20 protein-coding genes are annotated in these 23,926 nt (G+C 52.0%); 9 read left to right on the forward strand and 11 right to left on the reverse strand.

Going from position 1 to position 23,926, the window contains the following annotated elements:
- Position 1: 1 nt before the first annotated feature.
- From msrA to ACTZWV_RS00255, 3 genes are all read right to left on the reverse strand, one after another.
- Positions 2 to 1,285, reverse strand: a complete 1,284-nt coding sequence (gene msrA, locus ACTZWV_RS00245; RefSeq protein ID WP_444784599.1) for a peptide-methionine (S)-S-oxide reductase MsrA — start codon at positions 1,283 to 1,285, stop codon at positions 2 to 4.
- 249 nt (positions 1,286 to 1,534) lie between these two features.
- A complete protein-coding gene (gene ltaE / locus ACTZWV_RS00250; protein WP_444784600.1) occupies positions 1,535 to 2,620 on the reverse strand; it encodes a low-specificity L-threonine aldolase in 1,086 nt (361 codons plus the stop codon).
- 251 nt (positions 2,621 to 2,871) lie between these two features.
- On the reverse strand, positions 2,872 to 5,097 hold the full coding sequence (locus ACTZWV_RS00255) for a TonB-dependent receptor (RefSeq protein WP_444784601.1): 2,226 nt from the start codon (positions 5,095 to 5,097) through the stop codon (positions 2,872 to 2,874).
- A gap of 225 nt (positions 5,098 to 5,322) precedes the next feature.
- On the opposite strand from ACTZWV_RS00255, the gene ACTZWV_RS00260 reads away from it, so the two are divergent.
- The gene (locus tag ACTZWV_RS00260; protein ID WP_444784602.1) at positions 5,323 to 7,392 is read left to right on the forward strand and encodes a protein-disulfide reductase DsbD family protein; all 2,070 of its coding nucleotides are present in this window, start codon (positions 5,323 to 5,325) and stop codon (positions 7,390 to 7,392) included.
- 42 nt (positions 7,393 to 7,434) lie between these two features.
- Positions 7,435 to 8,034, forward strand: coding sequence for a redoxin domain-containing protein (locus ACTZWV_RS00265; protein WP_444784603.1), 600 nt, complete (start codon positions 7,435 to 7,437; stop codon positions 8,032 to 8,034).
- Positions 8,035 to 8,086: 52 nt separating this feature from the next.
- Here the strand turns inward: ACTZWV_RS00265 and ACTZWV_RS00270 are convergent, their stop codons facing one another.
- The gene (locus ACTZWV_RS00270; RefSeq protein WP_444784604.1) at positions 8,087 to 9,658 is read right to left on the reverse strand and encodes an EAL domain-containing protein; all 1,572 of its coding nucleotides are present in this window, start codon (positions 9,656 to 9,658) and stop codon (positions 8,087 to 8,089) included.
- 181 nt (positions 9,659 to 9,839) lie between these two features.
- Positions 9,840 to 11,039, reverse strand: coding sequence for an S-methyl-5-thioribose kinase (gene mtnK / locus ACTZWV_RS00275; RefSeq protein ID WP_444784605.1), 1,200 nt, complete (start codon positions 11,037 to 11,039; stop codon positions 9,840 to 9,842).
- Positions 11,040 to 11,127: 88 nt separating this feature from the next.
- On the opposite strand from mtnK, the gene mtnA reads away from it, so the two are divergent.
- Positions 11,128 to 12,153, forward strand: coding sequence for an S-methyl-5-thioribose-1-phosphate isomerase (gene mtnA, locus ACTZWV_RS00280; protein ID WP_444784606.1), 1,026 nt, complete (start codon positions 11,128 to 11,130; stop codon positions 12,151 to 12,153).
- A 304-nt stretch (positions 12,154 to 12,457) separates the two neighbouring features.
- Here mtnA and ACTZWV_RS00285 read toward each other — a convergent pair whose 3' ends face one another.
- Positions 12,458 to 12,985, reverse strand: a complete 528-nt coding sequence (locus tag ACTZWV_RS00285) for a tetratricopeptide repeat protein (RefSeq protein WP_444784607.1) — start codon at positions 12,983 to 12,985, stop codon at positions 12,458 to 12,460.
- A gap of 233 nt (positions 12,986 to 13,218) precedes the next feature.
- On the opposite strand from ACTZWV_RS00285, the gene ACTZWV_RS00290 reads away from it, so the two are divergent.
- Complete coding sequence (locus ACTZWV_RS00290) at positions 13,219 to 15,171, forward strand: alpha/beta hydrolase family protein (RefSeq protein ID WP_444784608.1); 1,953 nt, start codon at positions 13,219 to 13,221, stop codon at positions 15,169 to 15,171.
- A gap of 66 nt (positions 15,172 to 15,237) precedes the next feature.
- Here ACTZWV_RS00290 and ACTZWV_RS00295 read toward each other — a convergent pair whose 3' ends face one another.
- The 4 genes from ACTZWV_RS00295 to ACTZWV_RS00310 all read right to left on the reverse strand — a co-directional run bounded on the left by ACTZWV_RS00295 (position 15,238) and on the right by ACTZWV_RS00310 (position 18,205).
- The gene (locus ACTZWV_RS00295) at positions 15,238 to 16,149 is read right to left on the reverse strand and encodes a LysR family transcriptional regulator (RefSeq protein WP_444784609.1); all 912 of its coding nucleotides are present in this window, start codon (positions 16,147 to 16,149) and stop codon (positions 15,238 to 15,240) included.
- A gap of 197 nt (positions 16,150 to 16,346) precedes the next feature.
- On the reverse strand, positions 16,347 to 16,889 hold the full coding sequence (locus ACTZWV_RS00300; RefSeq protein WP_444784610.1) for a 1,2-dihydroxy-3-keto-5-methylthiopentene dioxygenase: 543 nt from the start codon (positions 16,887 to 16,889) through the stop codon (positions 16,347 to 16,349).
- Positions 16,886 to 17,569: an acireductone synthase gene (gene mtnC / locus ACTZWV_RS00305; protein ID WP_444784611.1), complete on the reverse strand. Its 684-nt coding sequence runs from the start codon at positions 17,567 to 17,569 to the stop codon at positions 16,886 to 16,888. Before mtnC ends, ACTZWV_RS00300 begins: the two co-directional genes overlap by 4 nt.
- Before the next feature lie 3 nt (positions 17,570 to 17,572).
- A complete protein-coding gene (locus ACTZWV_RS00310; RefSeq protein WP_444784612.1) occupies positions 17,573 to 18,205 on the reverse strand; it encodes a methylthioribulose 1-phosphate dehydratase in 633 nt (210 codons plus the stop codon).
- A gap of 106 nt (positions 18,206 to 18,311) precedes the next feature.
- Here ACTZWV_RS00310 and ACTZWV_RS00315 point away from each other — a divergent pair, with 106 nt between their 5' ends.
- From ACTZWV_RS00315 to ACTZWV_RS00325, 3 genes are read left to right on the forward strand one after another with little or no spacing between them, the layout of a single operon-like run.
- Positions 18,312 to 19,457: a methionine aminotransferase gene (locus ACTZWV_RS00315; protein ID WP_444784613.1), complete on the forward strand. Its 1,146-nt coding sequence runs from the start codon at positions 18,312 to 18,314 to the stop codon at positions 19,455 to 19,457.
- The gene (locus ACTZWV_RS00320; RefSeq protein ID WP_444784614.1) at positions 19,445 to 20,221 is read left to right on the forward strand and encodes an amidohydrolase; all 777 of its coding nucleotides are present in this window, start codon (positions 19,445 to 19,447) and stop codon (positions 20,219 to 20,221) included. Before ACTZWV_RS00315 ends, ACTZWV_RS00320 begins: the two co-directional genes overlap by 13 nt.
- Before the next feature lie 51 nt (positions 20,222 to 20,272).
- Positions 20,273 to 21,445: an MFS transporter gene (locus ACTZWV_RS00325; RefSeq protein WP_444784615.1), complete on the forward strand. Its 1,173-nt coding sequence runs from the start codon at positions 20,273 to 20,275 to the stop codon at positions 21,443 to 21,445.
- A 39-nt stretch (positions 21,446 to 21,484) separates the two neighbouring features.
- On the opposite strand, the gene ACTZWV_RS00330 is transcribed toward ACTZWV_RS00325, so the two are convergent.
- Complete coding sequence (locus ACTZWV_RS00330) at positions 21,485 to 21,985, reverse strand: YgjP-like metallopeptidase domain-containing protein (protein ID WP_444784616.1); 501 nt, start codon at positions 21,983 to 21,985, stop codon at positions 21,485 to 21,487.
- Between the two features lie 127 nt (positions 21,986 to 22,112).
- Between ACTZWV_RS00330 and ACTZWV_RS00335 the strand changes: the two genes are divergently transcribed.
- Both ACTZWV_RS00335 and deoA read left to right on the forward strand, forming a co-directional pair.
- Positions 22,113 to 22,538 (forward strand): cytidine deaminase, encoded by a 426-nt coding sequence (locus ACTZWV_RS00335; protein WP_444784617.1) that lies wholly within the window; start codon positions 22,113 to 22,115, stop codon positions 22,536 to 22,538.
- 3 nt (positions 22,539 to 22,541) lie between these two features.
- Entirely contained in the window at positions 22,542 to 23,852 is a 1,311-nt protein-coding gene (gene deoA / locus ACTZWV_RS00340; protein WP_444784618.1) for a thymidine phosphorylase, read from the forward strand.
- Positions 23,853 to 23,926: the final 74 nt, after the last annotated feature.

Genomic DNA, 23,926 nt, shown 5'->3' on the forward strand with positions numbered 1-23,926 from the left:
GCTAACCACGCGGCACAAAGTCCAGCACGGTAGCGTTAATGCAATAGCGCGGCCTGCCATTAGGGCCGTCGTTAAACACATGGCCTAAATGAATGCCGGATACTTTGGCGCGGATTTCAGTGCGGCGCATGCCATAGCGGTTATCCGGCTTTTCAATTACCGCGCCGTTAACGGCTTTGGTAAAGGACAACCAGCCGGTGCCGGAGTCAAAGCGGTCGCGGGTGTCAAACAGCGCTGCACCGCTTAACTTATCGGTAAAAACACCATCCGGGGTGTTTTTAAAAATTTCATATTGCTGGCAAAAGCGGCCGTCGGTGCCTTTATCAAACGCGACATCAAAAGCCTCAGTGTCGCCGAGTTTAAATTTACCCAGTAACAGATAAAACTCGTCCGGGCCTAAATAACCCTGGCGGCCAAATACTTCTTTGCCGTTTTCAAGCAAAATAATGGTCGGTGTGGCCCAGGTGGCGGTTTTCAGCGTTAGCCCTGCAAGCTGGCTGGCATAACGAAACTGCAGCGGAATATCGCCGCTATAGCTGTCAGCGACCTCTGCTTTAAATTTCTCGCAGTACGGGCAGTAGCTTTCAGAGTCGATAACCAATATATGTTTACCCTGCAGCAGCGCGCTGTTGTCGACAGCGGCTGTTTGCTCTTGCTCTTGCGGGTTAAATCGCACCCCAGTGCTGTGATCCGGGCAGTAGCCGTTGGGGTTTTTCGCAATATAATCCTGATGATATTGTTCGGCCGGGAAAAATTCGCGCAGCGGTTTTATCTGCGTTGTAATGGCGCCATAGCCGGCCTGGCTCAGCAGCGGTTGGTAAGCTGCCAGCACTTGTTGTGCGGTATCGGCTTGTGTCTGGCTGTTGGTTAAAATAATTGAGCGGTACTGGGTGCCGATATCATTGCCCTGACGGTTTAGTTGCGTAGGGTCATGCATTTCAAAATAGCGCTGTAACAAGGTGGTCAGGCTAATCACCGCCGGGTTAAAGGTTACTTTTACCACTTCGGCATGGTTGTTGGGGTTGTGCTGATTGCGCCGCTGCGTAATGACACGATAAGTCGGTTCTACGCCGGTGCCGTCGGCATAGCCGGAGACTGCATCGGCGACGCCGTCCATAGCTTCAAAGCGCTTTTCCACGCCCCAGAAACAACCGGCACCGACTACTATTGAATCCAGATGTGTGGTGGCCGGCATAGTATCGGCTTTTGCCTGCAGTGTGTTACCAAGAGTGCCACCGAGCAACAGAGCGGCTGCGTACAGTTTTAAAACGGAAGCCAGGGTCATAGTTACCTCTGCCTGTTATCACGTGGTTGTATATACGCAATAGACAGGCAAAAGGTGCAATTGCTTTCAATACTTGAAAAGGTGAGCCGACTTACTCTAAACCAACCGTTGAACGCAGGGATGCGTGACAAATTCGCCAGGAGCGAATTTGAACAGCTCCGCTGGCCCGCAAGGGTGAACTTCATGGACGAAGTTCATAGTCGAGCCCCCGGGGATGGGTTTACGGCGTGTTGGTGTGAGTAAGACGGGTCATAATGTTCTGTGAGCAAAGTCTGCCACAGCTTGTAGCGCTTGCTCAATATAGGCGCTGCTAATATTCAGGTGACACACCCAGCGCACGCGTTTTATCGAGCCGTCTGTGCTCTGATAATTGCTGGCAGTAAGCTTGATACCGCAATCGGCCAGATAAGTTAACAAGCGCTCAGCCAGCTCAAGGCTGATATCGGTAAACAAGATATTGGTTTGCACCGGTAATACGCTCAGTTGCCCCTGCAGGGCCGGCATTTGCGCGGCCAATATCGTTAGGCCGTCGGCTAAGCGGCGGCAGTTGGCGTGATCATCGGCCAGGCGGTTAATATTGTTTTCCAGAGCATACAAGCCAGCCGCGGCTAATATGCCGGTCTGGCGCATACCGCCACCCAGCATTTTACGTACGCGTTTGGCGCGGGCGATAAACCCGGCTGAACCCAACAGTAAAGACCCCACCGGGCAACCCAGGCCTTTAGATAAACACAGAGATACCGAGTCATAGCCCGTGCACAGCTCGCGCGCCATCTGCTGCGGCGTTAAGCCATGTAAGGGGGCCAATGCCACCGCGGCGTTCATTAAGCGCGCGCCGTCTATATGGCAAGCCAGGTTGTTGTTTTTCGCCAAAGCGGCAACATCGCGCATATATTGCAACGGTAATACTTTACCGCCGACGCTGTTTTCAATCACGATAAGCCGGGTACGGGCAAAATGCGGGTCGTCCGGCTTTATCGCCGCGGCGATATCACTCAGTAGCAGGGTACCGTCGCTTTGCAGTTCCAGCGGTTGCGGCTGTATTGAGCCTAATACCGCCATGCCGCCACCTTCCCATTTGTAGGTATGCCACTGTTGGCCGACTATGGCCTCATCGCCGCGCTGGCAATGGCTCATCATCGCAATCAGGTTAGTTTGAGTGCCGCTGGGGGCAAACAAGGCGGCTTCAAAGCCGAGCAGTTCTGCCGCATAGCGCTGTAATTCCAGGGTAGTGGGGTCGTCGTTAAACACATCATCGCCCAAAGCGGCGCTGAACATGCGCTCTTTCATGGCAACAGAAGGTTGAGTTACGGTATCGCTGCGAAAATCCGGCATGTTGCACTCCATAGTTATGCTGCTGACAGACTAAGGCGGCCTGAAAGGTTGCGCAATCAGAATGGGTTAAATAACCGGATTTGTCGCCGGAAAGAAATAAGCAACTAAAAGCAGAAGCGGCTGAGTCGGAGGGCAGTACGAACCGGCTTGCCCACGTCAACGCGCCGTAAACCCTTCCATGGGGGCTCGACTCAGGCATCCATGCCTTCAACGGTTGACTTAGAGCAAGTCTATTCGTACTGGCTCAGCGATTAATAAAAGCTGATTTTAAAGTCGACACCAAAGGTACGTGGTTCGTTAACAAAACCAGTCAGGTTGTTGAAGTCGACAGCACCTTTTACATTGTCCTGGTCAGTAATATTGCGGCCGAATAAACCGACTTCATAGTTACCGTCATAGTTAATGTAAGCCACACGTAAACCAGCTTCGTGCTGGTTGTTGGTACGGAACTCAGCCGATTCATACAAGAAAAGGTTGGTTTTACCCTGCAGCGCGAAATCGGTATAAACATAGACTTCACCACTGGCAACCGGGTAGTCATAGCGGGCGTTTAACGTCAAAATAGTTTCCGGTGCCTGGGCAAAAGGGTTACCGTCAATAAACGGCCGACCTTCGTTATTAACCGGATCCAGAATGGTGCAGTTACCGAAGCCACAGCCACCTACTACAGTGTTGTTGTCTTTAAATTCGGTCTTGTTGTAGCTAAAACCACCGCCCACGCTCAGGTTTGGCAAAACACGGTAATCAAAATCTGTTTCGAAGCCGTAACCTACACCTTTGTCTGCGTTATCCAGTGTATTGCCGTTCAGCTCACCGCCAATTACTGATATTTGCATATCATCAATGGTGTAATAGAACACAGCGGCATTCAGACGCAGGGTGTTATCCAGTAAGTCGCTTTTTACGCCAAACTCGTAGGACATAATAGTTTCTGCATCTGCTACTGTTGCGGGCTCCGCAAAAGCGATATTACGACCCTGAATTGACTGGGCGCGGAAACCATCTGCAATACGGGCAAACAGACTGGTCTTGTCAGTCAAGCGGTAGTTAGTGCTAAGCTCCCAGCTGATCTGATCATCCGATACCTTCAACGATTCGTTACCTGGCACTGTAGTGCTGAGAGTTTTAACATCATCGGTATAACGAATACCCGCAGTAACGTTCCACTTGCTATCTATCTGGTAAGTACCCTGACCAAATAACGCCCAGCTGTTGTTGCCGTGAAACACCATGGCCGGATCAATCACGCCGCCAACCGTATTTACGCCGAAGGTGGAATCGAAATAGAATCCGCCCACCTGCCAGCTAAGAGCATTACTGGTGTCACTGGCTAAACGAATTTCTTGAGTGTGCTGCTTTAAGTTGCGTAGCTCGTCCATGGTGTTAGACGGAAACATAATAACGCCGGGGCCATAGGTATCGGGGTCAGGGTTAACGAACAAACCACCATAACCGCCGTCTATATCACCACGTGAGAAGCCGGACGCTGTTTCATAAGCCGATATGCTGGTTAAGGTCATACCGTCCAGCATAAAATCAAGTTTCAGTGAACCGCCCCAGCTGTCGTATTCTTGCGGGTTATTGCTGGTGGCGTCGTAGTACACTGTATCACGGTCATAGTTTTCGTTCAGCTTGTTGCTGCCCTTAGTGAAGACGTTAGCCCGAAAAATTGATGAGGTGCCCTCATAATTGCGGCTGTGTAAATTTAATAAGGCGTTAAAGTCAGCTGTTTCATATAAAAACTGCATCCGGCCGGCGCGCTCCTGGTAGCCACCCATAGCATCGCTTTCGCCAAGGTAAGCATTATCAATCCAGTCGCTGCGGTTTTGTGATAGCAGTGAAATACGCGCGGATAATTCATCAGTTAAACCGCCGCCTACAGCACCTTCCAGGTTAAACATGCCTAAGGTGCCGGCAGTGGTTTTAACATAAGCATCGAAATCCTGGCGTGGCTTTACACTGTCAAATTTAACGATACCGGCCGTAGTATTACGGCCAAATAAGGTACCTTGCGGGCCACGGATCACTTCTACCTGCTGCACATCAAACAGCGGGAAGCTTTTTAAGATCACGTTTTCCATTACCACCTCATCCATAATAATGGATACCGGCTGCGAAGCGGCTAAGTCAAAATCGGTGTTGCCTAAACCACGGATATAAAACCGTGGGGCTACCCGACCGTTAGACGATTCGGCGTACAGGCCCGGCACTTTGATCGCCAGTGCGGTAATGTCATCACCGGAGGAAAAAATCGCGTCCAACTTTTCGCCCGATAAGGTAGCGATAGAAATCGGCACTTCCTGAATGCTTTGGCTGCGCTTTTGCGCGGTAACGGTGATGGTTTCCAGTTCCTGTTGTTTCGCATTTTGACCTTTGTCACTTTCCTGCGCCAATAGCGCGGGAGAAAGGCCAACAGCTGCACTAAACAGGCCGGCCTGAATGGCCGCTGACAACACTGACTTAGTATATGGCTTCATTAAGGTGAACCTTATATTGATGATTTACGATGATTTGTGTGTGTTATGTAACGATTAGTTTGCTGGAGTGACCACAGCGAATCGTTTGGACAAACGTGGGCTAATATAGCAGTTTGTCGCACAAAATGCTCAACCCGGCGTAGTTTTGTCATCATTCTGTCAGCAAGATGAGCTAAAGCCGTGTAGTCTCGTATGGGTATTTATTCGCCAACTGTTGAGAGTGTTATGCGTAGTGTGATTTTTTTACTGCTGTGCTGCAGTTTGCTCATCCCTGCTCATGCTGCCAGCAGCGGCTGGCAAAGTGCAAAGCATTTGCAGGCAGAGCTGATCAGCGAGTATCAGCAGGTTAGTGCCGGTCAGCAGCTGCAGTTGGCGCTGCATTTTGTGCCGGACCCGCACTGGCATACCTACTGGCAAAACCCCGGCGACTCCGGTTTAGCTACCAGCTTAAGCTGGCAATTGCCGGACGGCGTTACAGTGGGCGATATTCAATGGCCTGCACCTCAAGCGATAGCGGTACCGCCGTTGATGAATTATGGTTTTGAAGGCGCCACTGTGTTGTTGTCAGAGCTCAGCATTGCGCCGGATTACGCAGCCAGCAGCATTGATATTCAGTTGCAGGCCGACTGGCTGGTGTGTGAAGAAGTGTGTATTCCGGCCGAAGCGCAGTTTAGCCTGATCCTGCCGGTTGGCAGCAGCGCCGTAGTGGCGGCAGATTACGCGGCGCTGTTTCAACAGGCGCGGCAGCAATTGCCGCAGACATTGCAGGCCTACGGCCGTTTTGATACGTCCGGTGGCGCTTTTTCTGCCACTGTCGATTTGCCGCAACCGTTACAGGTAGAAGCCTTTTTTGTCGCCGCAACGGAGTTGGTCGATCACGCGGCGGCGCAGCAAATCAACCTGCAGAGTAACCAGCTGCTGTTACAACAACCGCTGAATACGTATTTTTCCGGCGTCGCGTCGCAAATTGAGTTGGTACTGGTAACCGCCAACGCAGCTTACACTGTGCAACTGACACAGGCAGGGTCGGGGGCGGCTGAAATTCTGGTGACGCAGGGCAGGCAGCGCGACAACGCTTTATGGCTGATACTGCTGATGGCCGGCGCCGGTGGCCTGATCCTGAATTTAATGCCGTGCGTATTTCCGGTATTGTCGCTCAAAGCGCTGAGTATTGCGGCTAACAGCGCACAACAGGCACAGCAACAACGCGATGCGCTGTATTACAGTGCCGGTGTGGTGCTGAGCTTTGTGCTGTTAGCGCTGCTGCTTATCGGCTTGCGCGCTGCCGGTGAAGCGGTGGGTTGGGGCTTTCAGTTGCAAAACCCTTACCTGGTGGCACTGTTAGTGTATCTGCTGTTTGCGCTGGGGCTGAGTTTGTCCGGTGTAGTGCAGTTTGGCCTTGGCCTGATGAACACCGGTGGTGCGCTGGCCACGGCAAAGGGTGGAAAAGGCTCGCTTTTTACCGGTGTGCTGGCCGTGGTGGTCGCCAGCCCCTGTACCGCGCCCTTTATGGGCTCAGCGTTGGGCTATGCGGTAAGCCAAAGTGCCCTGGTGGCGCTGCTGGTGTTTGCCGCATTAGGGTTGGGTATGGCGCTGCCGTTTTTACTGCTGGCTTTTGTGCCCGGCATTGCAAAGGTGCTGCCCAAGCCCGGCGCCTGGATGGACACACTGAAACAGTGGTTGGCGTATCCGTTATATCTAAGTGCAGTATGGCTGCTGTGGGTGTTTGGCCGCCAAACCGGGGTGGATGCGCAGGCGCTGTTGTTAATTGGCGTAGTGTGTATCGCGGCGGCGTGTTGGTTGTGGGGCCGCAGGCAACTGACGCAGCAAGGTGTTGCAAGTGTGGTCGCAGTTTTACTGCTGCTGATTATTGCACTGGTGTTACCGGCGCTGGCGCCGCAGCCGGCAGTTGACCAAGCAAAGACGCAAACGGCCGGAGCGCATTGGCAAAGCTGGTCGGCGGCTACTTTGCATAAGTTGCGTTCTGAAGGCAAGCCGGTGCTGGTGAATATGACAGCCGACTGGTGCATTACCTGCCTGGTGAATGAGCGGGTAGCGCTGAATACCGACAGCAGCAAGGCGGCGCTGGCGCTGTACGATGTTACCTATTTAAAAGGTGACTGGACACTGCGTGATGCCGCTATAACAGAGTATCTGCGTTTGTATCAGCGCGATGGTGTTCCGTTGTATGTGTTGTATTGGCCGGGGCAGCCGCCAGAAGTGCTGCCGCAAATTCTAACGCCCGATACGTTGTCGCAAACGCTGGCGCGGCTGAGTCGGCAACCGCAGTCTTAACATTAACGGTCCTATGACCGATACTCAACAGGAGCAATACAGATGAAATTACGTCAACTGGTACTGGCTGCTTCAGCAGCCTTGTTGTCACTGGGGTTATCTGCCGCCCCGCAACCAGGCGCGCCGGCGCCGGACTTCAGCGTGGTCGACTCCAAAGGAACAAGCCACAAGCTAAGCGATTTTGCCGGCAAAAATGTAGTGTTGGAGTGGACCAATCACGATTGTCCGTTTGTGAAAAAGCATTATCAGGGCAATATGCAGGCGCTGCAGGCCGAAATGCAAGCACAGGATGTAGTATGGCTTAGCGTGATCTCATCAGCACCCGGCAAGCAGGGCCATGTTAGTGGGGCTGAGGCTGATGCTTTAACGGCCAGCCGCAGTGCTATGCCTACCGCCGTAGTATTTGATGAAAGCGGTACAGTGGGTAAAGCGTATGACGCCAAAACCACACCGCATATGTATGTCATAGATAAAGCCGGTGTACTGCAGTATATGGGCGGTATTGACAGTATTCCGTCGGCTAAAGTGGACGATATTGCTAAAGCCACACCGTACTTTGCCAATGCCGCTAAGGCTGTACTGTCGGGTAAAAAGCCGGACCCGGCAATAACCAAGCCTTATGGCTGCAGCGTAAAATACTAAGCATCATGCCAGAGCCAGCCCTGCAGTCACGGCCAACCGGCCGGCAGCAGGGCTAAGCTTTTTTGCGGTTGATATCGCCTTGTTGCTGCGGCGCATTAAGTTGCAACCAGCGGTCAAACTCGGCTAACGGCATGGCTTTGGCAAAATGCCAACCCTGGCCTAGTTCAATCCCCAAAGCGCGTAGCAGGCTGGCCTGTGACAAGTTCTCAATACCTTCTGCCACTATGCTGTAATTTAATAACCTGGCGATATCGCGGATTTTTGGGATCAGCGTCGATTTAATGCTGTCTGCTTCCATGTCCTGAATAAAGCTTTTATCAATTTTCAGGTAATCGGCATTTAACGAGCGTAAGCTGGTCAGATTGGAGTAGCCGGTACCAAAATCGTCTATCGACAGTTGCAGGCCGGCGGCTTTCAGTTCGGCCAGATGCTTAGTGGCGCTGCTGAAGCTGAGCTCTTGTTGCTCGGTAATTTCCAGCACCAGCTTAATGCGGCGCTGCTGCACCTCAGGTAACTGCAGTAAATTCAGGATCTGGCCGCTGGCAATATCACGCGGATACACGTTCAGTGATAGATGAAATTGCTCAGGTAAATTATGTAACTGATTCAGCTCTGTCAGCGCCTGTTTGGCGATAAAGCAGGTGAACCGGCCGCTTAAGCCCAATTGGCTCAGCACCGGAATAAACTGCAGCGGGCATAAAGTGCCCAGTGGATCGCGGTAACGCGCCAGCACTTCACAGCCAATAAGACGGTTGTGCTGCAAATCCATAATGGGTTGAAATACCACCGAAAAATAGCCTTTGCGCAGGCCGTTGCGTACGCGGTAGCGCAAGCTGTGGCGGCGCACGGCCAGTTGGCGCCAGCCAAACCAGGCCAACACACTAAGGGCGGGTATGGCCAGCAGCACAATAGCGCTTTGCAGCGGGTAACGTTGTAACAAGGTATAAAAGCTGAACTGTTGGCTCAGGCAAAAGCGCGAGTAGCTACTGCACTGCTGATAAAAATAATGCGGCCAGGCCAGCTGTGCCAGCGTAGTTTGCGTGGCAGAGGCAATGTATAAGCCTGTTGCACCGGCAATATGGGCTGGCGTGCTACCGGCAATATTCACCGTTTGCCAACGTACATCATTGCGCGGCGGGGCGCGGTCGATATCACTGACAATACTGACACTGTAGTGTTTTTGCCGCACTACAGTGCCGTTGACTTGTTGGCTGAAGTCGCCCAGCGGTTGATCCAGCCAGATGCTGCTGTTTTGCAGTGAATAAAAACTGGGTTTACCGTGCGGTTGAGCTAAATCGAGTTTGCCGGAGCTGGCAGAGCATAAAGCGCCGTTATCACCATAGTAGCTAATGTCGCGAATGTAGCGTGCGCTAATCAGCAAGCGGCGCATGGCGGCTAAATCTACTGCACTGCAGTCGTGCGGCGGCCGTTGGTTTAACTGATCCAGCGTGAGCTGGCTTTCGCGGGCAATGGCATCCACTTTAAGCAGATAGCCGGTGGCACTTTGCTGCAGGCTGAAATGCACCGCACGGCTCACGGCAAATGCCAGTAAGCCACTGAGGCATAACGCCGCAGCCAGAGCAACAATGCCGGCAAAGTACCTGTGATATACCCAGTGTGCCAAACTTACCTCAAACCACCAGCGGCAATCATAGTTGCCGCAGCTTATCGTGCTACTGCCGTTAGGGTACAGCGCTTAAATGTAACTAACTGTTCACTACAATACTTGCGCTGACGTCTCTGGAAGCTGTGCAACCATTGTTACCAACAAGCGACACCTTACGGTGTTTGCTTTAATTTTGTTGTTACTTCAGGTAACGCAGCAGGGTTAGCAACTGGTTTATACTGCTGAGCTCATGGCGTTGCATAATCAACTCGCGGCCCAATTGCAGCGCTTTGCGCTCACTGTGCGCGCGGGTGCTGGTGTCAGTTATCTGCGTGAAATCGGCAACCTGTGCCAAACCTACAGTGCGGCGGATCAGTTCACAACCGGCGTAACCCAGGCTGTCGGCAAGAATTTGCTGCATAAAGCGTTGTTGGTACAGGCTGTTTTGCAGTGCCGGTTCACGGCATTCATTGCTCAGTAATTGCTTAAACTGCTGTGCAAACTGCTGCCACAGCATATCAATCTGGTTAAGCAAATAGCTCTGCTGTTGCTCCCGTTTTGTATTGTCGGCGGTTAAACCAAAATGACCAAGATAGTTCAGCAGTAAATTACCGAGCAAACTGCCGACATCAAAGCCAATCGGGCCGTAAAAGCCAAACTCGGCGTCTATTACTTTACAGTTGTCATCATTAACAAAAATACTACCGCTGTGCATATCACCATGCAGCAGCGCCTGCGGTTTGGATAAAAAGTCAGCTTTGAGCTGTGCCACTTCGGCCTGTAAGGCTTCATCATGCCATAGCTGCTGGGCATCGTTGCGTATTTCGCCGTTGATATTATTGCGCTCGTGGTTGCAGTAAGGGTCGGTAAAGAACAAATCTTCAGTGATCAGGCACAGCTCTGGGTTTAAAAACCTGCCTACTTGCTGTTTTTTATTCGGCCCGGTTAGCGCAAAATCGCTGGTGTAATATAGGGTGTTGGCCAGATAAGTTGCCAACTGCGGCGCCAGATGCGGATATTGCCGCCCCGCCACCAATTCAGCGCGCAAAATGCGGTAGTCTTTTAAATCTTCCATTAAAATAGCCGCCTGCACCGGGTCGTAATGCAGCACCTCAACTGTATGCTGCTGGCACAGCTTACGGTGGGCAATTAATACTTCGGCCTCAATCCGCGCGCGCTCTATGGTCAGCGGCCAGCTTTCTCCCACGCAGCGGGCATAGGGCAGGGCTTGTTTTACAATCAGGCTGGTGCCTTTATCATTTTCAACCCGAAATACCAGATTCAGATTACCGTCACCAAACTCCTCACAGCTTAATTTACTGTGATCGCCAAATAAGCCGCTGTGTTCATCGGCAAAACGCATTGCATCATCAGTGGTAAAGGTGTGGTATCCGGCCATAGTGTGGTCTCTTAACTTGTGTTGAAAATAGCTGGGCTGCATAATCGCAAACCTGATAGACGTCTGCAACGCCAAACAGGAATAAGCTATGAAAAACTTAACCGCCCTAAGTCTGAAAACCGTACAGGGTGAGCTGTATGTGCTGGATCAGACGCAGTTGCCCCAGCAGCAATTGTGGTTACCCTGCCAAACGGTAGCGCAGATGGTTAGCATGATCAAAGCACTGCAATTGCGCGGTGCACCTGCCATTGGTATCGGTGCCTGTTTATTGCTGGCGTACCGCGCCGGTGTGGGTGACAGCCGCGAGCAATTGTTACTGGATGCCGAAGTGCTGCGCGCCGCCAGACCCACCGCAGTAAACCTGATGAATAACCTCGATAGCATGATAGCGGCGCTGCAACAGCAAGATTTTAAAGCGGCGGCCATTGCTTGTGCAGAACAGCTGTTTGCCGAAGACGTGGCACTGTGCCAGCACATGGCGGCACATGGCGCTGCCTTAGTGCAACAGGGCGAACAACTATTAACCCACTGCAATACCGGCGGCCTGGCCACCGCGGGTGTCGGTACGGCGCTGGGTGTGATTAACCTGGCGCATCAGCAAGGCAAAAATATCCGCCTGTGGGTAGATGAAACCCGGCCATTGTTGCAGGGCGGGCGCTTAACGGCGTGGGAGTGCCAACAACTGGGCATTCCGTATCAGCTGATCTGTGACAATATGGCGGCGATGTTAATGGCGCGCGGCCAGGTCGATCGTATTTTTGTCGGCTCCGACCGCATCGCCGCCAATGGCGATTTTGCCAATAAAGTAGGCACTTACTCGCTGGCAGTGCTGGCGCATTACCATAAGGTGCCGTTTTACGTGGTCGCGCCGCATACTACGGTGGATTTAGCTTGCAGTGATGGCAGCGCCATCCCGATAGAGCAGCGCCATGGCGATGAAGTGCGCGGTGTTAGCGGCGGTTTTGGCCACGCCATTTGGGCACCGGAGCAGGCGCCGGTATTTAACCCGGCTTTTGATGTAACCCCGGCAGCATTGGTTACCGGTTGGGTGTTGGACAGCGGCGTATATTCACAGGCTGATATAGCCAAAGGCGTGCTACAGCAGTTTGGTTGAGCTAACAGTTGCCTTATGCGATAGCAAACGGTTGGAACCTCGAAATGGGCGCCACAGAGTGTCTGAGCCGTTACGACAGTAAAAGGCGAGTTGCTGTGGCGAGCCAGAGCGAGTGTTGCAACCGTTGAATTACCGGGGTTAGTACAAAAAAAAGCAGAGTTACACCGGGGAGTAGTAACTCTGCAGACACACGGGGAGGTGTAATCTTAACTAAACCGGCGTGGGCGCTTACTCCACACCGGGTAACTCAGGTAACAGCAGGCGCTTACTCTGCTGATACTCTTTACGCTATATCCGCAGGTGCTTACTCTGCTGATACCATAGCAACATCCAGGCCGCTGTTGGCGTTGTTTAACGCCAGCTCTAAGCGTTGCAGGTTGTGCTGACTTACATCGCTGCGGTTTAATTCTGCCGCGCGTTTAAAGTCGGCCAATGCCGCCAGGTTGTTGTTTTGCAGTAAACGCAGTACGCCGCGGTTAGTCAGGGCATAAGCACGCATTTCGCGCTTGTCGCTGTTGCTGACATGGTGGAACTGCTGGGCGGCAGATACTGCGCTGTCGCATGCACCGGTGGCCTGCTCCAGCTTGCCGCTTTTGGTAAAACCAACGCACAGGCTCATTTGGCGGGAGAAGTTATCTACTTCTGCGCTGTTGCTGGCCAGTGTTTCACTGATACCCTGGTCAAATTGACCGGCCTGTAAGGCGGCCACGCCAGGTGTATCTTCAATCAGTACCATTTTATAGCCGTTGGTGGTGGCTGATGCGAGGAATGAACCTGAGGCCATCAGCATCAACGCCAAAGAACTGCCTAATTTAATTGCGCTCGCTTTCATAATGTGTTGCTCCCAATTTCCCATCCAGGCAGCCGCTATCGGTCTGCAGGTGTAAGTTTGAGCAAAAGCACTAAATCTGACAAACGATAAAAAAAAATGCGACAAGTGAAAAATATTCACCTGTGAGATATCTGAAAATTAGCGTCAGGGTAAATAAGTGTTATTTCCGGCATGTTCTTTTTGATAGGATGTTTCAAGGTGTTAAATACAAAAAGAAATAAAGAGGACCAGCAATGTTAAAACGATGGATTGCAGCTGTACTGTACATATTCTGTATGTCGGTGCAAGCGCAGGGGATTAGCCTGGAAGATTTTGCCCGGCATGAACAGTTTATCGAAGTTAAGATTTCGCCATCCGGTCAATACTTGGCAGCAACACGTCGCAGTGCTGATGGTCAGGTTGAGTTAGTGGTTATTGACCGTCAAAAAATGCAGGTAGTATCACAACGACATTTTTCCGGTAAAGATTCTATTGGCCGTTTTGATTGGGCCAACAATGAGCGTCTGCTAATTACTATGGTGCGTGAAGGGGGGACACTGGATAAACCGGTACCGACCGGTGAGCTTTTTGCTGTAGATGCGAATGGTAAACTACCTGTGTTTCTTACCGGAATGCGCTCTAAAGACAAAAGTACTACGGTGTCGACAGTGATCGACTGGCTACCGCAGGAAGAAGATAGCGTTGTTATTGCGGCATTTAACTGGCGTAGCACAGACCCTTATATCTCTTTTCATAAACTGAATATCCGCAGTGGCCGCAAAAAGGGTCTTGGTAATGCACCTATCCGTGCCGTAGCCGGGCAGATGACAGCACTGACTGACTCTGAAGGTTATCCTAAGCTGGTGGCGGGGTTGGATCCGCAAGACAATGATAAATTATTGATTATGTATCGCGCCGAGCGCAGCGGTGAATGGCGCACTATCGCTTCATATCAGCGTAAGATTGGTAGCTTTTCGCCACTGGTATTTTCGCAAGATGATACTGCTGTGTACGGCCTGTCTGATACGACAACAAATACAATGGCACTGGCAAAGCTCGATATAGCGACAGCTAAAGAAACCTTATTAATGGTCAATGAAACTGTAGATATCAACCCGATTTTCAGCTTTAAAGGTGGCCGTGTTACCGAACTTATAGGGGCTGCTTTCGAGTACGACAGGATAGACAGCCATTTTATTGCCGATGTGCAGGATAAGGCTGCAAGCTCCACTATACAGGGACTGGTAGCCGCGTTCCCGAACAAAAAGGTGAGCCTGACATCTGCGACGGCGGACGGCAGACTGATGGTTTTAGAAGTTGCATCTGTGAATGATCCCCGCACCTTTTACCTGTTTGATACAGAGAAAAGACAGGTTGGCTTTTTATTGAATGCAGCGCCGTGGCTGGCGAACAACGCTGCATTACCGCAAACCCGGAGTATTACTTACAAAACACGTGACGGGCAGGAAATTGTTGCTCTGCTGACGTTGCCTCAGGGTCGTGAAGCCAAAAACCTGCCGCTGATATTGATGCCGCACGGTGGGCCGCATGGTGTCCGTGACTCAATGGCTACTATGGACGAAGATGCCAAAGTGCTGGCAGCAAATGGTTATGCGGTACTACAGCCTAACTTTCGTGGCTCAGACGGTTTTGGTAAGGCATTTTTAACAGCAGGCTATAAAAAGTGGGGCACATTAATGATCGATGATATGACCGATGGTGTGCGTCATGTCATTGCGCAAGGAATTGCCGATGAGCGCAGAGTAGCAGTTTACGGCGGTTCCTATGGAGGTTATGCGTCGCTTATGAGTGCTATCCGTGAGCCTGAGCTTTATCGTTGTGCTATTAACTTTGTTGGCATGTCAGATTTGTCACTGATGTACGAAGAGGGAGATACAACAGAGCACAATTTGGGCATTGACACCTTGGAAACCTATATTGGTCGAAGTGATGAGGTGTTAAAGGGTCAGTCTGCTATTCACAATCTGGATAAATTGAAAGCTCCGGTATTGATTATTCACGGTGAGGAAGATCAACGTGTACCGTTGGTGCAGGCAGAGGTGTTGAAAAAAGCCTTTGACGAGCGCGGTCATCCGTATGAGTGGCTGATAAAAGAGAAAGAAGGCCATGGTTTTTATAAACCGGAAAACAACATTGAGCGTTGGCAGCGTATGCTGGCTTTTCTGGAAAAACATATGGCGATTTGAAGACCGCCTTTCAGGCCAGAACGAACATTTGGTTAGGTTCTGGCCGTTTAAAAGCACTACAAGGTGTCATGCAATAGTCTCTACGGGGCTGTTGGTCTTTAACAGAAAGCTTTGCAGTATCCAGTCTATCAACAGCTGAATTTCTTCGCGGTTAGCATCATCGTCGTGCCGCACCAGGTAATAACGGTCGCGGCTGAGTAATTCCTGCTCAAATAAACGCTGCAGGCTGCCGTTGCTGAACCAACTGCTGCTGATTGGCAGCGGAATTAGTGCGACACCTAAACCCTGCTGCGCTGCGCGGGCTACACTGAACATGCTGTCGAGCTGCATAATTTGTTTCGGCTGAAAATTATGGTAACCAACGTGCTCTGCCCATTGATGCCAGGCATGCGGCCTGGCCTGGTGCAGTATCAGCGGTACCTGTTCTAAAATGCGATAGCCTTTGCTGTGCCATTTGTTGTACTGCGCGGTGTTACAGGCCGGCACATAGCTGATAGGGAATAAATCGTAAGCTACAGCTTCTTCCGGCTTTTTACCGGACAGTATGATCGACAAGTCGGTGTATTTGGGGCTGTCACGGCGCGACTTTACCGTTTCCAGTGTCAGGTTAATGTTTGGATATTGTTCTGACCAGCCAATTAACCTGGGCACAAACAGCTCACTGGCGAAAAACTCCGGCATTGAAATACTGACTTCCAGCATGCGCTCTGCCTGGCTGAACTCGCCAATGGTGGTGGCCAATTGTTGCATCAGCGGTGCTATCGCCTGATAAAAGCGTTTGCCGGTTTCGGTCAGCACGATGGCGCGGGTTTTGCGCTCAAACAAGGTTAAATTAAGGTTGTCTTCCAATTGTTTAATCTGATGGCTAACCGCAGATGGTGTTAAATACAGCTTTTTTGCTGTCTCTTTAAAACTTAAACATTCGGCAGCGACACAAAAACAGCGCAGGCCGCGCATTGGTGTGTGCAGTGGTAACATAAATTATCCGCTTAACTGGCTAAAAAGTGGCAGCTGTAGTGTTACAGCTGAATATGACAAGCTTAAGCAATAGTTACACCAGTGCAACTGCTGCGGGTAATTAATTGAAAATAAACTTGTTATATCACGCAATTCTGCAGCCGCCATGGCGTATTGCACCAACGGTGTGCAGCCGGCGTGTTGTTTTCGTCAGCTGTTTACGTTAATAGCGGAAAACGCGTGGCAATATCACTGCCACTAAAGTTAGCGACCCAACCGTCGGGGTTATTGAATAAACGTATGGCAGTAAATTCCGGTTCAGCGCCCATATCAAACCAATGAGGTGTGCCGGCCGGTACGCTGATTAGATCATTCTGTTGACACAACACCTGATATACCTTGCCGGCGATATGCAGGCAAAACAAACCCTGACCACGGACAAAAAATCGCACTTCATCTTCGCTGTGGCTATGTTCAGCCAGAAATTTCTGCCTGAGCGCGGCTTTATCCGGATGGCTGGTGCTAAGGGAGATTACATCGACGGTAATATAACCGCCTTCGGCCCGCAGTTTGGCAATATCATCGGCATAGGCGCTACAAATTTGCTCTGCACTACTGTCCGCTGTTAGCGGTGCGTCGGCCTGCCATTGTTCAAAGCGCACGCCGGCGCCGGCCAGTTCGCGCTGGATAACAGTGCTGTCTGTCGTGTGCAGCAGCGGCTGCGCCGGGTTATTGCTGGTAAATACCGTTAGCTGGCTCATGTGATTTGCTCCCCGACGTCGCTAAAGTTATGCGCGATGGCGTGGTTGCCTGCCGCCTGGCCGTCGCGGACAATCTGAATTGTAGCGATACCCAGTACTTTAGCGGCATCCAGTTCGGCCGCCACATCTGATAAAAACAGCACTTGTTTCGGTGGTAACTGTAATTGCTGCAAAATAGCGGCATAAGAGGATATGTCGCGTTTGGCGCCAATGCGGGTATCAAAATAGTCACTGAACAGCGGTGTCAGATCGCCAAAATCACTGTATTGAAACAATAACTGTTGCGCCTGTACCGAGCCGGAGCTGTAAACATACAGCTTTATACCCTGCTGCTGCCAGCATGTAAGCGCGCTATGCACGTCGGCATACACATGGCCTTTAAAGGCGCCACTTTGATAGCCATACTGCCACACCATACCTTGCAGCGTTTTTAACGGTGTGATTTTCTGATCTTCCGCTATCCATTGCTGCAACTGCGCGATAATGGTGTCAACAGTGGCGTCGGCTTGCTGCATCAGGGAGCGGCAAGCATCCAGCTCTGCCGCAACGGCCGCTTCGGTGGCGTTGGCACGGATAAAGCCCGGCAACTCGCGGGCGGCGTAAGGAAATAACACTTCTGTGACAAAGCTGATACGGCTGGTGGTGCCTTCAATGTCGGTAATAATGGCAGAGTACTTCACGGCTTACCTTGCTAGCTTTAACCTTTCCAGCTCGCAGTTTATAAGAAACTCCCAGCCTTCTAAATGCCTTTTTGCCTCATCCGGACTATAACCCCAGACATAGAGGCCATGGCCGCGGACTAACAAGCCAAAATTTAAGCCCTGCCGGGCCCAGCGCTGTGCCACCTGCTGCGCTAATGCCGGTATATCTTGGGTATTGTCAAATATCGCCAGCGGACAGGGCGCGTCGTGAGTATTATTGCCGCTGATGGCTTTTTGCATCTCATAGCCGTGGAACAGGTAGCTGTCGTCGCTGATCAGCCGGGAAAACACCGTTGCCTGCACCGAGTGGGTATGCAGCACCGCCTTGATAGCCGGATCCAGCTGATACAGCTGCGCATGCAGTGCGGTTTCGGCCGAAGGCTTACCGGGGCAGCTTAAACTGCCGTCCTGCCAACTTACCGGTAGTAAATCTTGCGGGCTCAGTTCGCCCTTATCTTTGCCGGAGGCAGTAACCAGGGCGCTGTGCTCGCCGCTTCGGATAGAAAAATTGCCGCCGGTGGCCGGTACCCAATGCCGGTTGGCGATCCAGCGCCCCAGCGCGCATAAGGCGATGGCGTTTGGATTAAGCTGATGCAGTTGGGCAGTATTATTCATAATAAGATAAACCTGGTTGCTATACGTTTGAACGTTTAGATGTCTATACATAAAACGGGCTAAATGATAGCATTCAAGCCGGTTTTAGCAACTTTTTCTTGCCGTTATGACACTCAAAAGCAAACTGCCGCAGCTTGGCACCACTATCTTCAGCCAGATGTCACAACTGGCAGTTGAGCAGCAAGCAATTAATTTATCTCAGGGTTTTCCTGATTTTGCTGCCAGCCCTGTGCTGATTTCAGCACTGGCAGATTACAGCGCACAGGGCCTGAATCAGTATGCGCCTATGCCGGGTATAGCGGCGCTGGGTGAACAAATTGCTGCGCTGATCCAGCGCTGTTATGGCCGCAGTGTTGGCGCACAGCAGGAAGTAACAGTAACCAGTGGTGCCACTGAGGCGTTGTTTGTTGCTATCAGCACTATAGTCAGCCCGGGTGATGAAGTGATTATTTTTGACCCGGCCTACGACAGCTACGCACCGGCGATCCAATTAAACGGAGGCACCGCAGTGCATATTGCCCTGACTGCACCGGATTACCGTGTTGACTGGCAACAGGTGGCCGCTGCCATCACAGCGCGCACCAAACTGATTATAGTGAACAGCCCGCATAACCCAACCGGGATGGTATTTAGCCGGCATGACTGGCTGGCATTGCAGCAACTGGTGTTGGTGCATAATTTGTACTGCATCAGCGATGAAGTGTACGAGCATATGGTGTTTGACGGCGCGCCGCAGCTTAGCGCCAATAACTTTGCTGAGCTGGCGCAGCGCAGCTTTATCGTGTCGTCCTTTGGTAAGACGTTTCACGTTACCGGCTGGAAGCTGGGCTATTGCGTCGCACCGGCGACGTTGACGGTGGAGTTTCGCAAAATTCATCAGTATGTCACCTTTTCCAGCTTTACCCCGGCACAATATGCCATTGCCGATATGCTGAAGCTGCATAGCGGGCAGGTGCAGGGTTTAGCCGCATTTTATCAGCAAAAGCGCGATAGCTTCACCACGCTGCTGGCCAACAGCCGTTTTACGCTGTTGCCTTGTCAGGGCACTTATTTTCAATTGGCAGATTACAGTGCGATAAGCGATTTGGATGATGTTGCTTTTTGCCGCTGGTTAACGATTGAGCACAAAGTAGCAGCGATCCCGCTATCGGTGTTTTACCAGACAGCGCCGCAAAGCCGCATTATCCGTTTTTGCTTTGCCAAACAACACAGTACCTTGCAAGCGGCGGCGGAGGCGTTATGTCAGCTGTAAGGCCGCTTCAGGTCGCGTTGCTGCAAACAGAGCTGGTATGGCAGGATGCGCAGGCTAACCGCCGGCAACTAGCCCTGCAGATAGCACAGCTTGACGCCGATCTTATCGTGCTGCCGGAAATGTTTAGCAGCGGTTTCTCGATGCAAAGCCGGGATATTGCCGAGCCGGAAGGTGAAACGCTTGCCTGGCTTAAACTGCAGGCAGTGCAAAGCGGGGCGGCGTTGTGTGGCTCGGTGGCTACCCGCACCCCGCACGGCTGTGTTAACCGCTGTTATTTTGTTACGCCGGACGGCGATGTTAGTGTTTATGATAAAAAACATTTGTTCCGTATGGCCGGTGAGCATCAGGCTTATGTTGCCGGTGAGCAGCGGGTGGTCGTGCAGTACCGCGGCTGGCGCTTGTTATTGCAGGTATGTTATGACCTGCGCTTTCCGGTATTCAGCCGCAACCGTAACGATTATGATATCGCGCTCTATGTTGCTAACTGGCCGGCTGCCCGGGCTCATGCCTGGCGCACCTTATTGCAGGCACGGGCGATAGAAAACCTGGCCTTTGTGCTGGGCTGTAATCGTGTTGGCAGCGATGGCAATGGCGTGGCTTACAGCGGTGACAGCCTGATTGTCGATTATTGCGGCCAGCCTGTCGCAGAATTGGCCCCACAGCAAGCCGGCGTACTGTGTGCTACGTTAGACTATGCACAGCTGGTGCAGTACCGGCAACAATTTCCGGCCCATCTGGACGCTGATCCGTTTCAACCGGGCTAATCTTTTCTCACTTCTGCATTGTTAACATACCGGCATTAACGAGGAGCGGCTATGTCGCGCTTACACCCGACCGCGGTGATTTTCAGCGGTTTTTTCTTATTAGGTAACCTGATTATTCTCTGGGGCATGTTGCTGCCGGATATGGCGAAAAGCCTGCAGATGGCTCCGGCCATTAGCGGCGCGTTTTTCAGCTTAATGTCTGTCGGCACTATTCTCGGTGCTGTTATCGGCGGCAAATATGTGCAGAAGTTTCATTTTTTGCGCTTATTCGCATTTTTGGCCATCGGTGAAACGCTGTTACTGCTGTTGCTGTCGCTGGTGCACAGCTGGCAGCTGCTACTGCCGCTGATTTTGTTGGTTGGCCTGACATACTCGGTGATGTTTACTATTGGCCATACCTTAATCGCGCGGCTGTTTGTCAACAAACGCGCCGCTATGATGGGCTTAATGGATTTTATGTTTAGCCTGGGTACCTTAACCGCGCCGTTATGGGTGGTGATGCTGTATTGGTGGCTGGATGACTGGCGCTGGCCGGTGCGTATTATCGCCTTGTGCTTATTGCTGGTGGGCTTGTACAGCTGGCGCGTAGCGCAACTACAGCCGGTGCTGGCGCCCGCCCGCAGTAATAGCGGCCAGAGCTTGTCTTATCTGGCAGTGCTGCGCCAGCCGCTGTTTTTTATTATGTTATTGGTGATGATAGGTTATGGCGCGGCGGAGTGGGGCCAGGGCAACTGGTTTGTCAGTTATGCCGTAGATGGCATAGGTTATCAGGCCGAAAGTGCCCGTTTGTTGCTGGCCTGGTTTACCGGCGGCATGGTGTTAAGCCGGCTGGGCTTTGCGTTGTTGCTGCGCTGGCTGCAGCCGGGCCAACTGATGCTGTTACTGGGCGCTTGCGCGCTGAGCGGCGCTGTGCTGCTGATCCTGACCCGGGGTTATCTGCCGGTGGCGCTGGGTAATTTAGCCCTGGGTTTAGGTATTGGTGGCTTGTTTCCGCTAATGTTATCTACCGCTATGGATCTGGATGCCGATAATGGCCCGGTGCTGTCGGGTCTGGCCAGTATCGGTACTTCAATAGGGTTTCAGTTTGCCGGGGTGGCCACCGGTGTCTGGGCGCAGCACGCCGGTATAGCGCAGGCCTTTATGTTGGTGCCGTTAGCGTGCTGTTGGTTGTTGGCCATGCTGTGGTTGTTTAGCCGCATGCTGCAGCGGCGCCGGCTGGCTTAACGGCACACGCTGGCGTAACGGCATAAGCAATAACGGCTGTTACACCGCACCGGCCTGATCGCGGCATAATAGCCAAAGCCGGGTGTCCAGTTCCAACTGGTGGTAGGCCGGTTCCATATGTTGGCACAGTTTATAGAAGGCTTTATTGTGGTCTTTCTCTTTAAAGTGGGCTAACTCGTGCACTACGATCATGCGCAGAAATTCGGCCGGTGCATCTTTAAACAGTGCGGCTATGCTGATGTTATTGTGCGCTTTGAGCTTATTGCCCTGCACCCGGGAGGCAAAGGTATGCATGCCCAACGCTTGTTTTAACACATTAAGCTTGCTGTCGTAGCGCACCTGGCTTAGTGGCGGGCTATTGCGCATATAGCTGTTTTTCAGCTCATTAACGTAGTGATACAGCGCTTTGTCACTTTGCATCTGATGCGGTTGCGGGTATTTGCTATCCAGATACTGCGCCAGCTTACCACTGTTGAGCAATTCGGTTGCCTGTTGCTGGATCGATTGCGGATAGCCGGCCAGATAATTAATAGTGTGCAAAATGTTATCCCGGTTTAATGTCCCGGCCATTATAAGCCGTATTAAAGCCGGCGTCAGCCGCGACAGGCTTGACGCTGCCGGTTTTCGCAGTAACACTGTATGCCCATTACTAACATGAGTTTAACCAGTGAGCGAAATTAACTGGGCTGCCCTGCAACAGGCAGCACAACAAGCCGCCGCGCAGGCTTATGCGCCCTATAGCAAATTCCCCGTCGGTGTGGCTGTGCTGGCCGACAGCGGTCACATTTACACCGGCTGCAATGTGGAAAACGCCTCATACGGCGGCACAGTGTGCGCCGAGCGCAATGCCATAGGCGCTGCCATAGTGGCCGGAGAGCGAAAATTTACCGCACTGCTGGTGTATACGCCGCAAGAGATGCTAACGCCGCCATGTGGTATCTGCCGGCAGGTCATTGCTGAGTTTTTTACGCCCGATGCTCCCATCGCCAGTTGTAACCATTTGCAGCAACAGCAACATTGGACGCTGGGCGAGTTATTGCCGGCAGCCTTTACGCCAACCTATTTAGCCAACAGCACAAAAGTTGGAGCTTAATACATGATCCCGCAGGAAATTATTAAAACCAAACGTAACGGTGGCAACTTAAGCCAGGCCGAAATTCAGCAGTTTGTCCGCGGCTTAACCGATGACAGCTTCAGTGAAGGTCAGGTGGCTGCGCTGGCGATGGCTATTTACTTGAATGGCATGAGTGTTGATGAGATTGTTGCGCTAACGTTGGCAATGCGCGACAGCGGCACGGTGCTCAACTGGCAGGGCAAGTTAAATGGCCCGGTGGTGGATAAGCACAGCACCGGCGGCGTCGGTGACAAAGTCACCTTAATGCTGGCGCCGATGGTGGCGGCCTGCGGTGCCTTTATGCCCAGTATTGCCGGCCGCGGTTTGGGCCATACCGGTGGCACAGTAGATAAGCTGGAAACTATTCCCGGTTACAGCTGCACCCAGAGCCTGGAGAAAATTCAGCAGTTATTACCGCAATTAGGTTGTGTTATCGTCGGCCAGAGCAGCCAGCTGGCACCGGCCGACCGGCGTTTATATGCCATTCGTGATGTTACTGCCACGGTGGAGTCTATTCCGCTGATTACTGCCTCTATTTTATCGAAAAAGCTATCTGAAGGTTTAGATGCGCTGGTAATGGACGTCAAAATTGGTAACGGTGCCATTATGCGCACTGTTGATGACGCCTCGGCGCTGGCCAGCAGTATTGTCAACGTAGCTAATGGCGCTGGCGTGCCAACACGGGCACTGCTGACAGATATGAACCAAATTTTAGGCAGCACAGCCGGCAATGCGCTGGAAGTGATGGAAACGCTGGATTATTTAACCGGCAAGTACCGTGAGCCACGCTTGCATCAGGTTACGCTGGAGCTGGGCGCCAATATGCTGCAACTGGGCGGGCTTTATCCGGACAAAGCCAGTGCGGTAGCTGCGCTGGAGCAAAGTTTAAGCTCAGGTAAAGCGGCGGAAATTTTCGCTAAAATGGTGGCGGCTTTAGGTGGCCCGGCCGATTTAATGGAAAGGCCGCAGCAGTATCTGGCCGCTGCGCCGCTGGTACAGGATATTGTCGCGCCGCAAAGCGGCTATCTGCAGTACCACGACACTGTTGGTCTGGGCATGGCGGTAGTACGGTTAGGTGGCGGCCGTTCACACCCCAGCCAGCAAATTGACCCTGCAGTAGGCTTTAGCCATATTCTGCCCGCAGGTAGCAAGATACAGCAGGGCGATGTGATTGCCAAAGTGCATGCCGCCGGCAAAGACGCCGCGCAGGTAGCGGCTGCTGAGTATCTGGCGGCTTTGCATCTGGCAGCCGCAGCAGAGCCTTATCCGCTGGTGCATCATATAATTGGCTGAATGAGTGGCTGAATAAGCGGTTGATTGACGTTGTGCCCCGTTATTGGCTACAGTTAAAGCAATTCATTTCGGGG

The organism is Rheinheimera sp. NSM, from assembly GCF_052380015.1.
Taxonomy (GTDB): domain Bacteria; phylum Pseudomonadota; class Gammaproteobacteria; order Enterobacterales; family Alteromonadaceae; genus Alishewanella.

Coding starts and splice junctions, on each gene's coding strand:
- ACTZWV_RS00295 (WP_444784609.1), bottom strand. CDS start 16,149: ATGTTACCACTGCACACACCAATGCGCGGCCTGCGCTGTTTTTGTGTC.
- ACTZWV_RS00265 (WP_444784603.1), top strand. CDS start 7,435: ATGAAATTACGTCAACTGGTACTGGCTGCTTCAGCAGCCTTGTTGTCA.
- ACTZWV_RS00315 (WP_444784613.1), top strand. CDS start 18,312: ATGACACTCAAAAGCAAACTGCCGCAGCTTGGCACCACTATCTTCAGC.
- ACTZWV_RS00285 (WP_444784607.1), bottom strand. CDS start 12,985: ATGAAAGCGAGCGCAATTAAATTAGGCAGTTCTTTGGCGTTGATGCTG.
- mtnA (WP_444784606.1), top strand. CDS start 11,128: ATGAAAAACTTAACCGCCCTAAGTCTGAAAACCGTACAGGGTGAGCTG.
- ACTZWV_RS00255 (WP_444784601.1), bottom strand. CDS start 5,097: ATGAAGCCATATACTAAGTCAGTGTTGTCAGCGGCCATTCAGGCCGGC.
- ACTZWV_RS00290 (WP_444784608.1), top strand. CDS start 13,219: ATGTTAAAACGATGGATTGCAGCTGTACTGTACATATTCTGTATGTCG.
- msrA (WP_444784599.1), bottom strand. CDS start 1,285: ATGACCCTGGCTTCCGTTTTAAAACTGTACGCAGCCGCTCTGTTGCTC.
- mtnK (WP_444784605.1), bottom strand. CDS start 11,039: ATGGCCGGATACCACACCTTTACCACTGATGATGCAATGCGTTTTGCC.
- ACTZWV_RS00300 (WP_444784610.1), bottom strand. CDS start 16,889: ATGAGCCAGCTAACGGTATTTACCAGCAATAACCCGGCGCAGCCGCTG.
- ACTZWV_RS00325 (WP_444784615.1), top strand. CDS start 20,273: ATGTCGCGCTTACACCCGACCGCGGTGATTTTCAGCGGTTTTTTCTTA.
- ACTZWV_RS00310 (WP_444784612.1), bottom strand. CDS start 18,205: ATGAATAATACTGCCCAACTGCATCAGCTTAATCCAAACGCCATCGCC.
- ACTZWV_RS00260 (WP_444784602.1), top strand. CDS start 5,323: ATGCGTAGTGTGATTTTTTTACTGCTGTGCTGCAGTTTGCTCATCCCT.
- deoA (WP_444784618.1), top strand. CDS start 22,542: ATGATCCCGCAGGAAATTATTAAAACCAAACGTAACGGTGGCAACTTA.
- ltaE (WP_444784600.1), bottom strand. CDS start 2,620: ATGCCGGATTTTCGCAGCGATACCGTAACTCAACCTTCTGTTGCCATG.
- ACTZWV_RS00320 (WP_444784614.1), top strand. CDS start 19,445: ATGTCAGCTGTAAGGCCGCTTCAGGTCGCGTTGCTGCAAACAGAGCTG.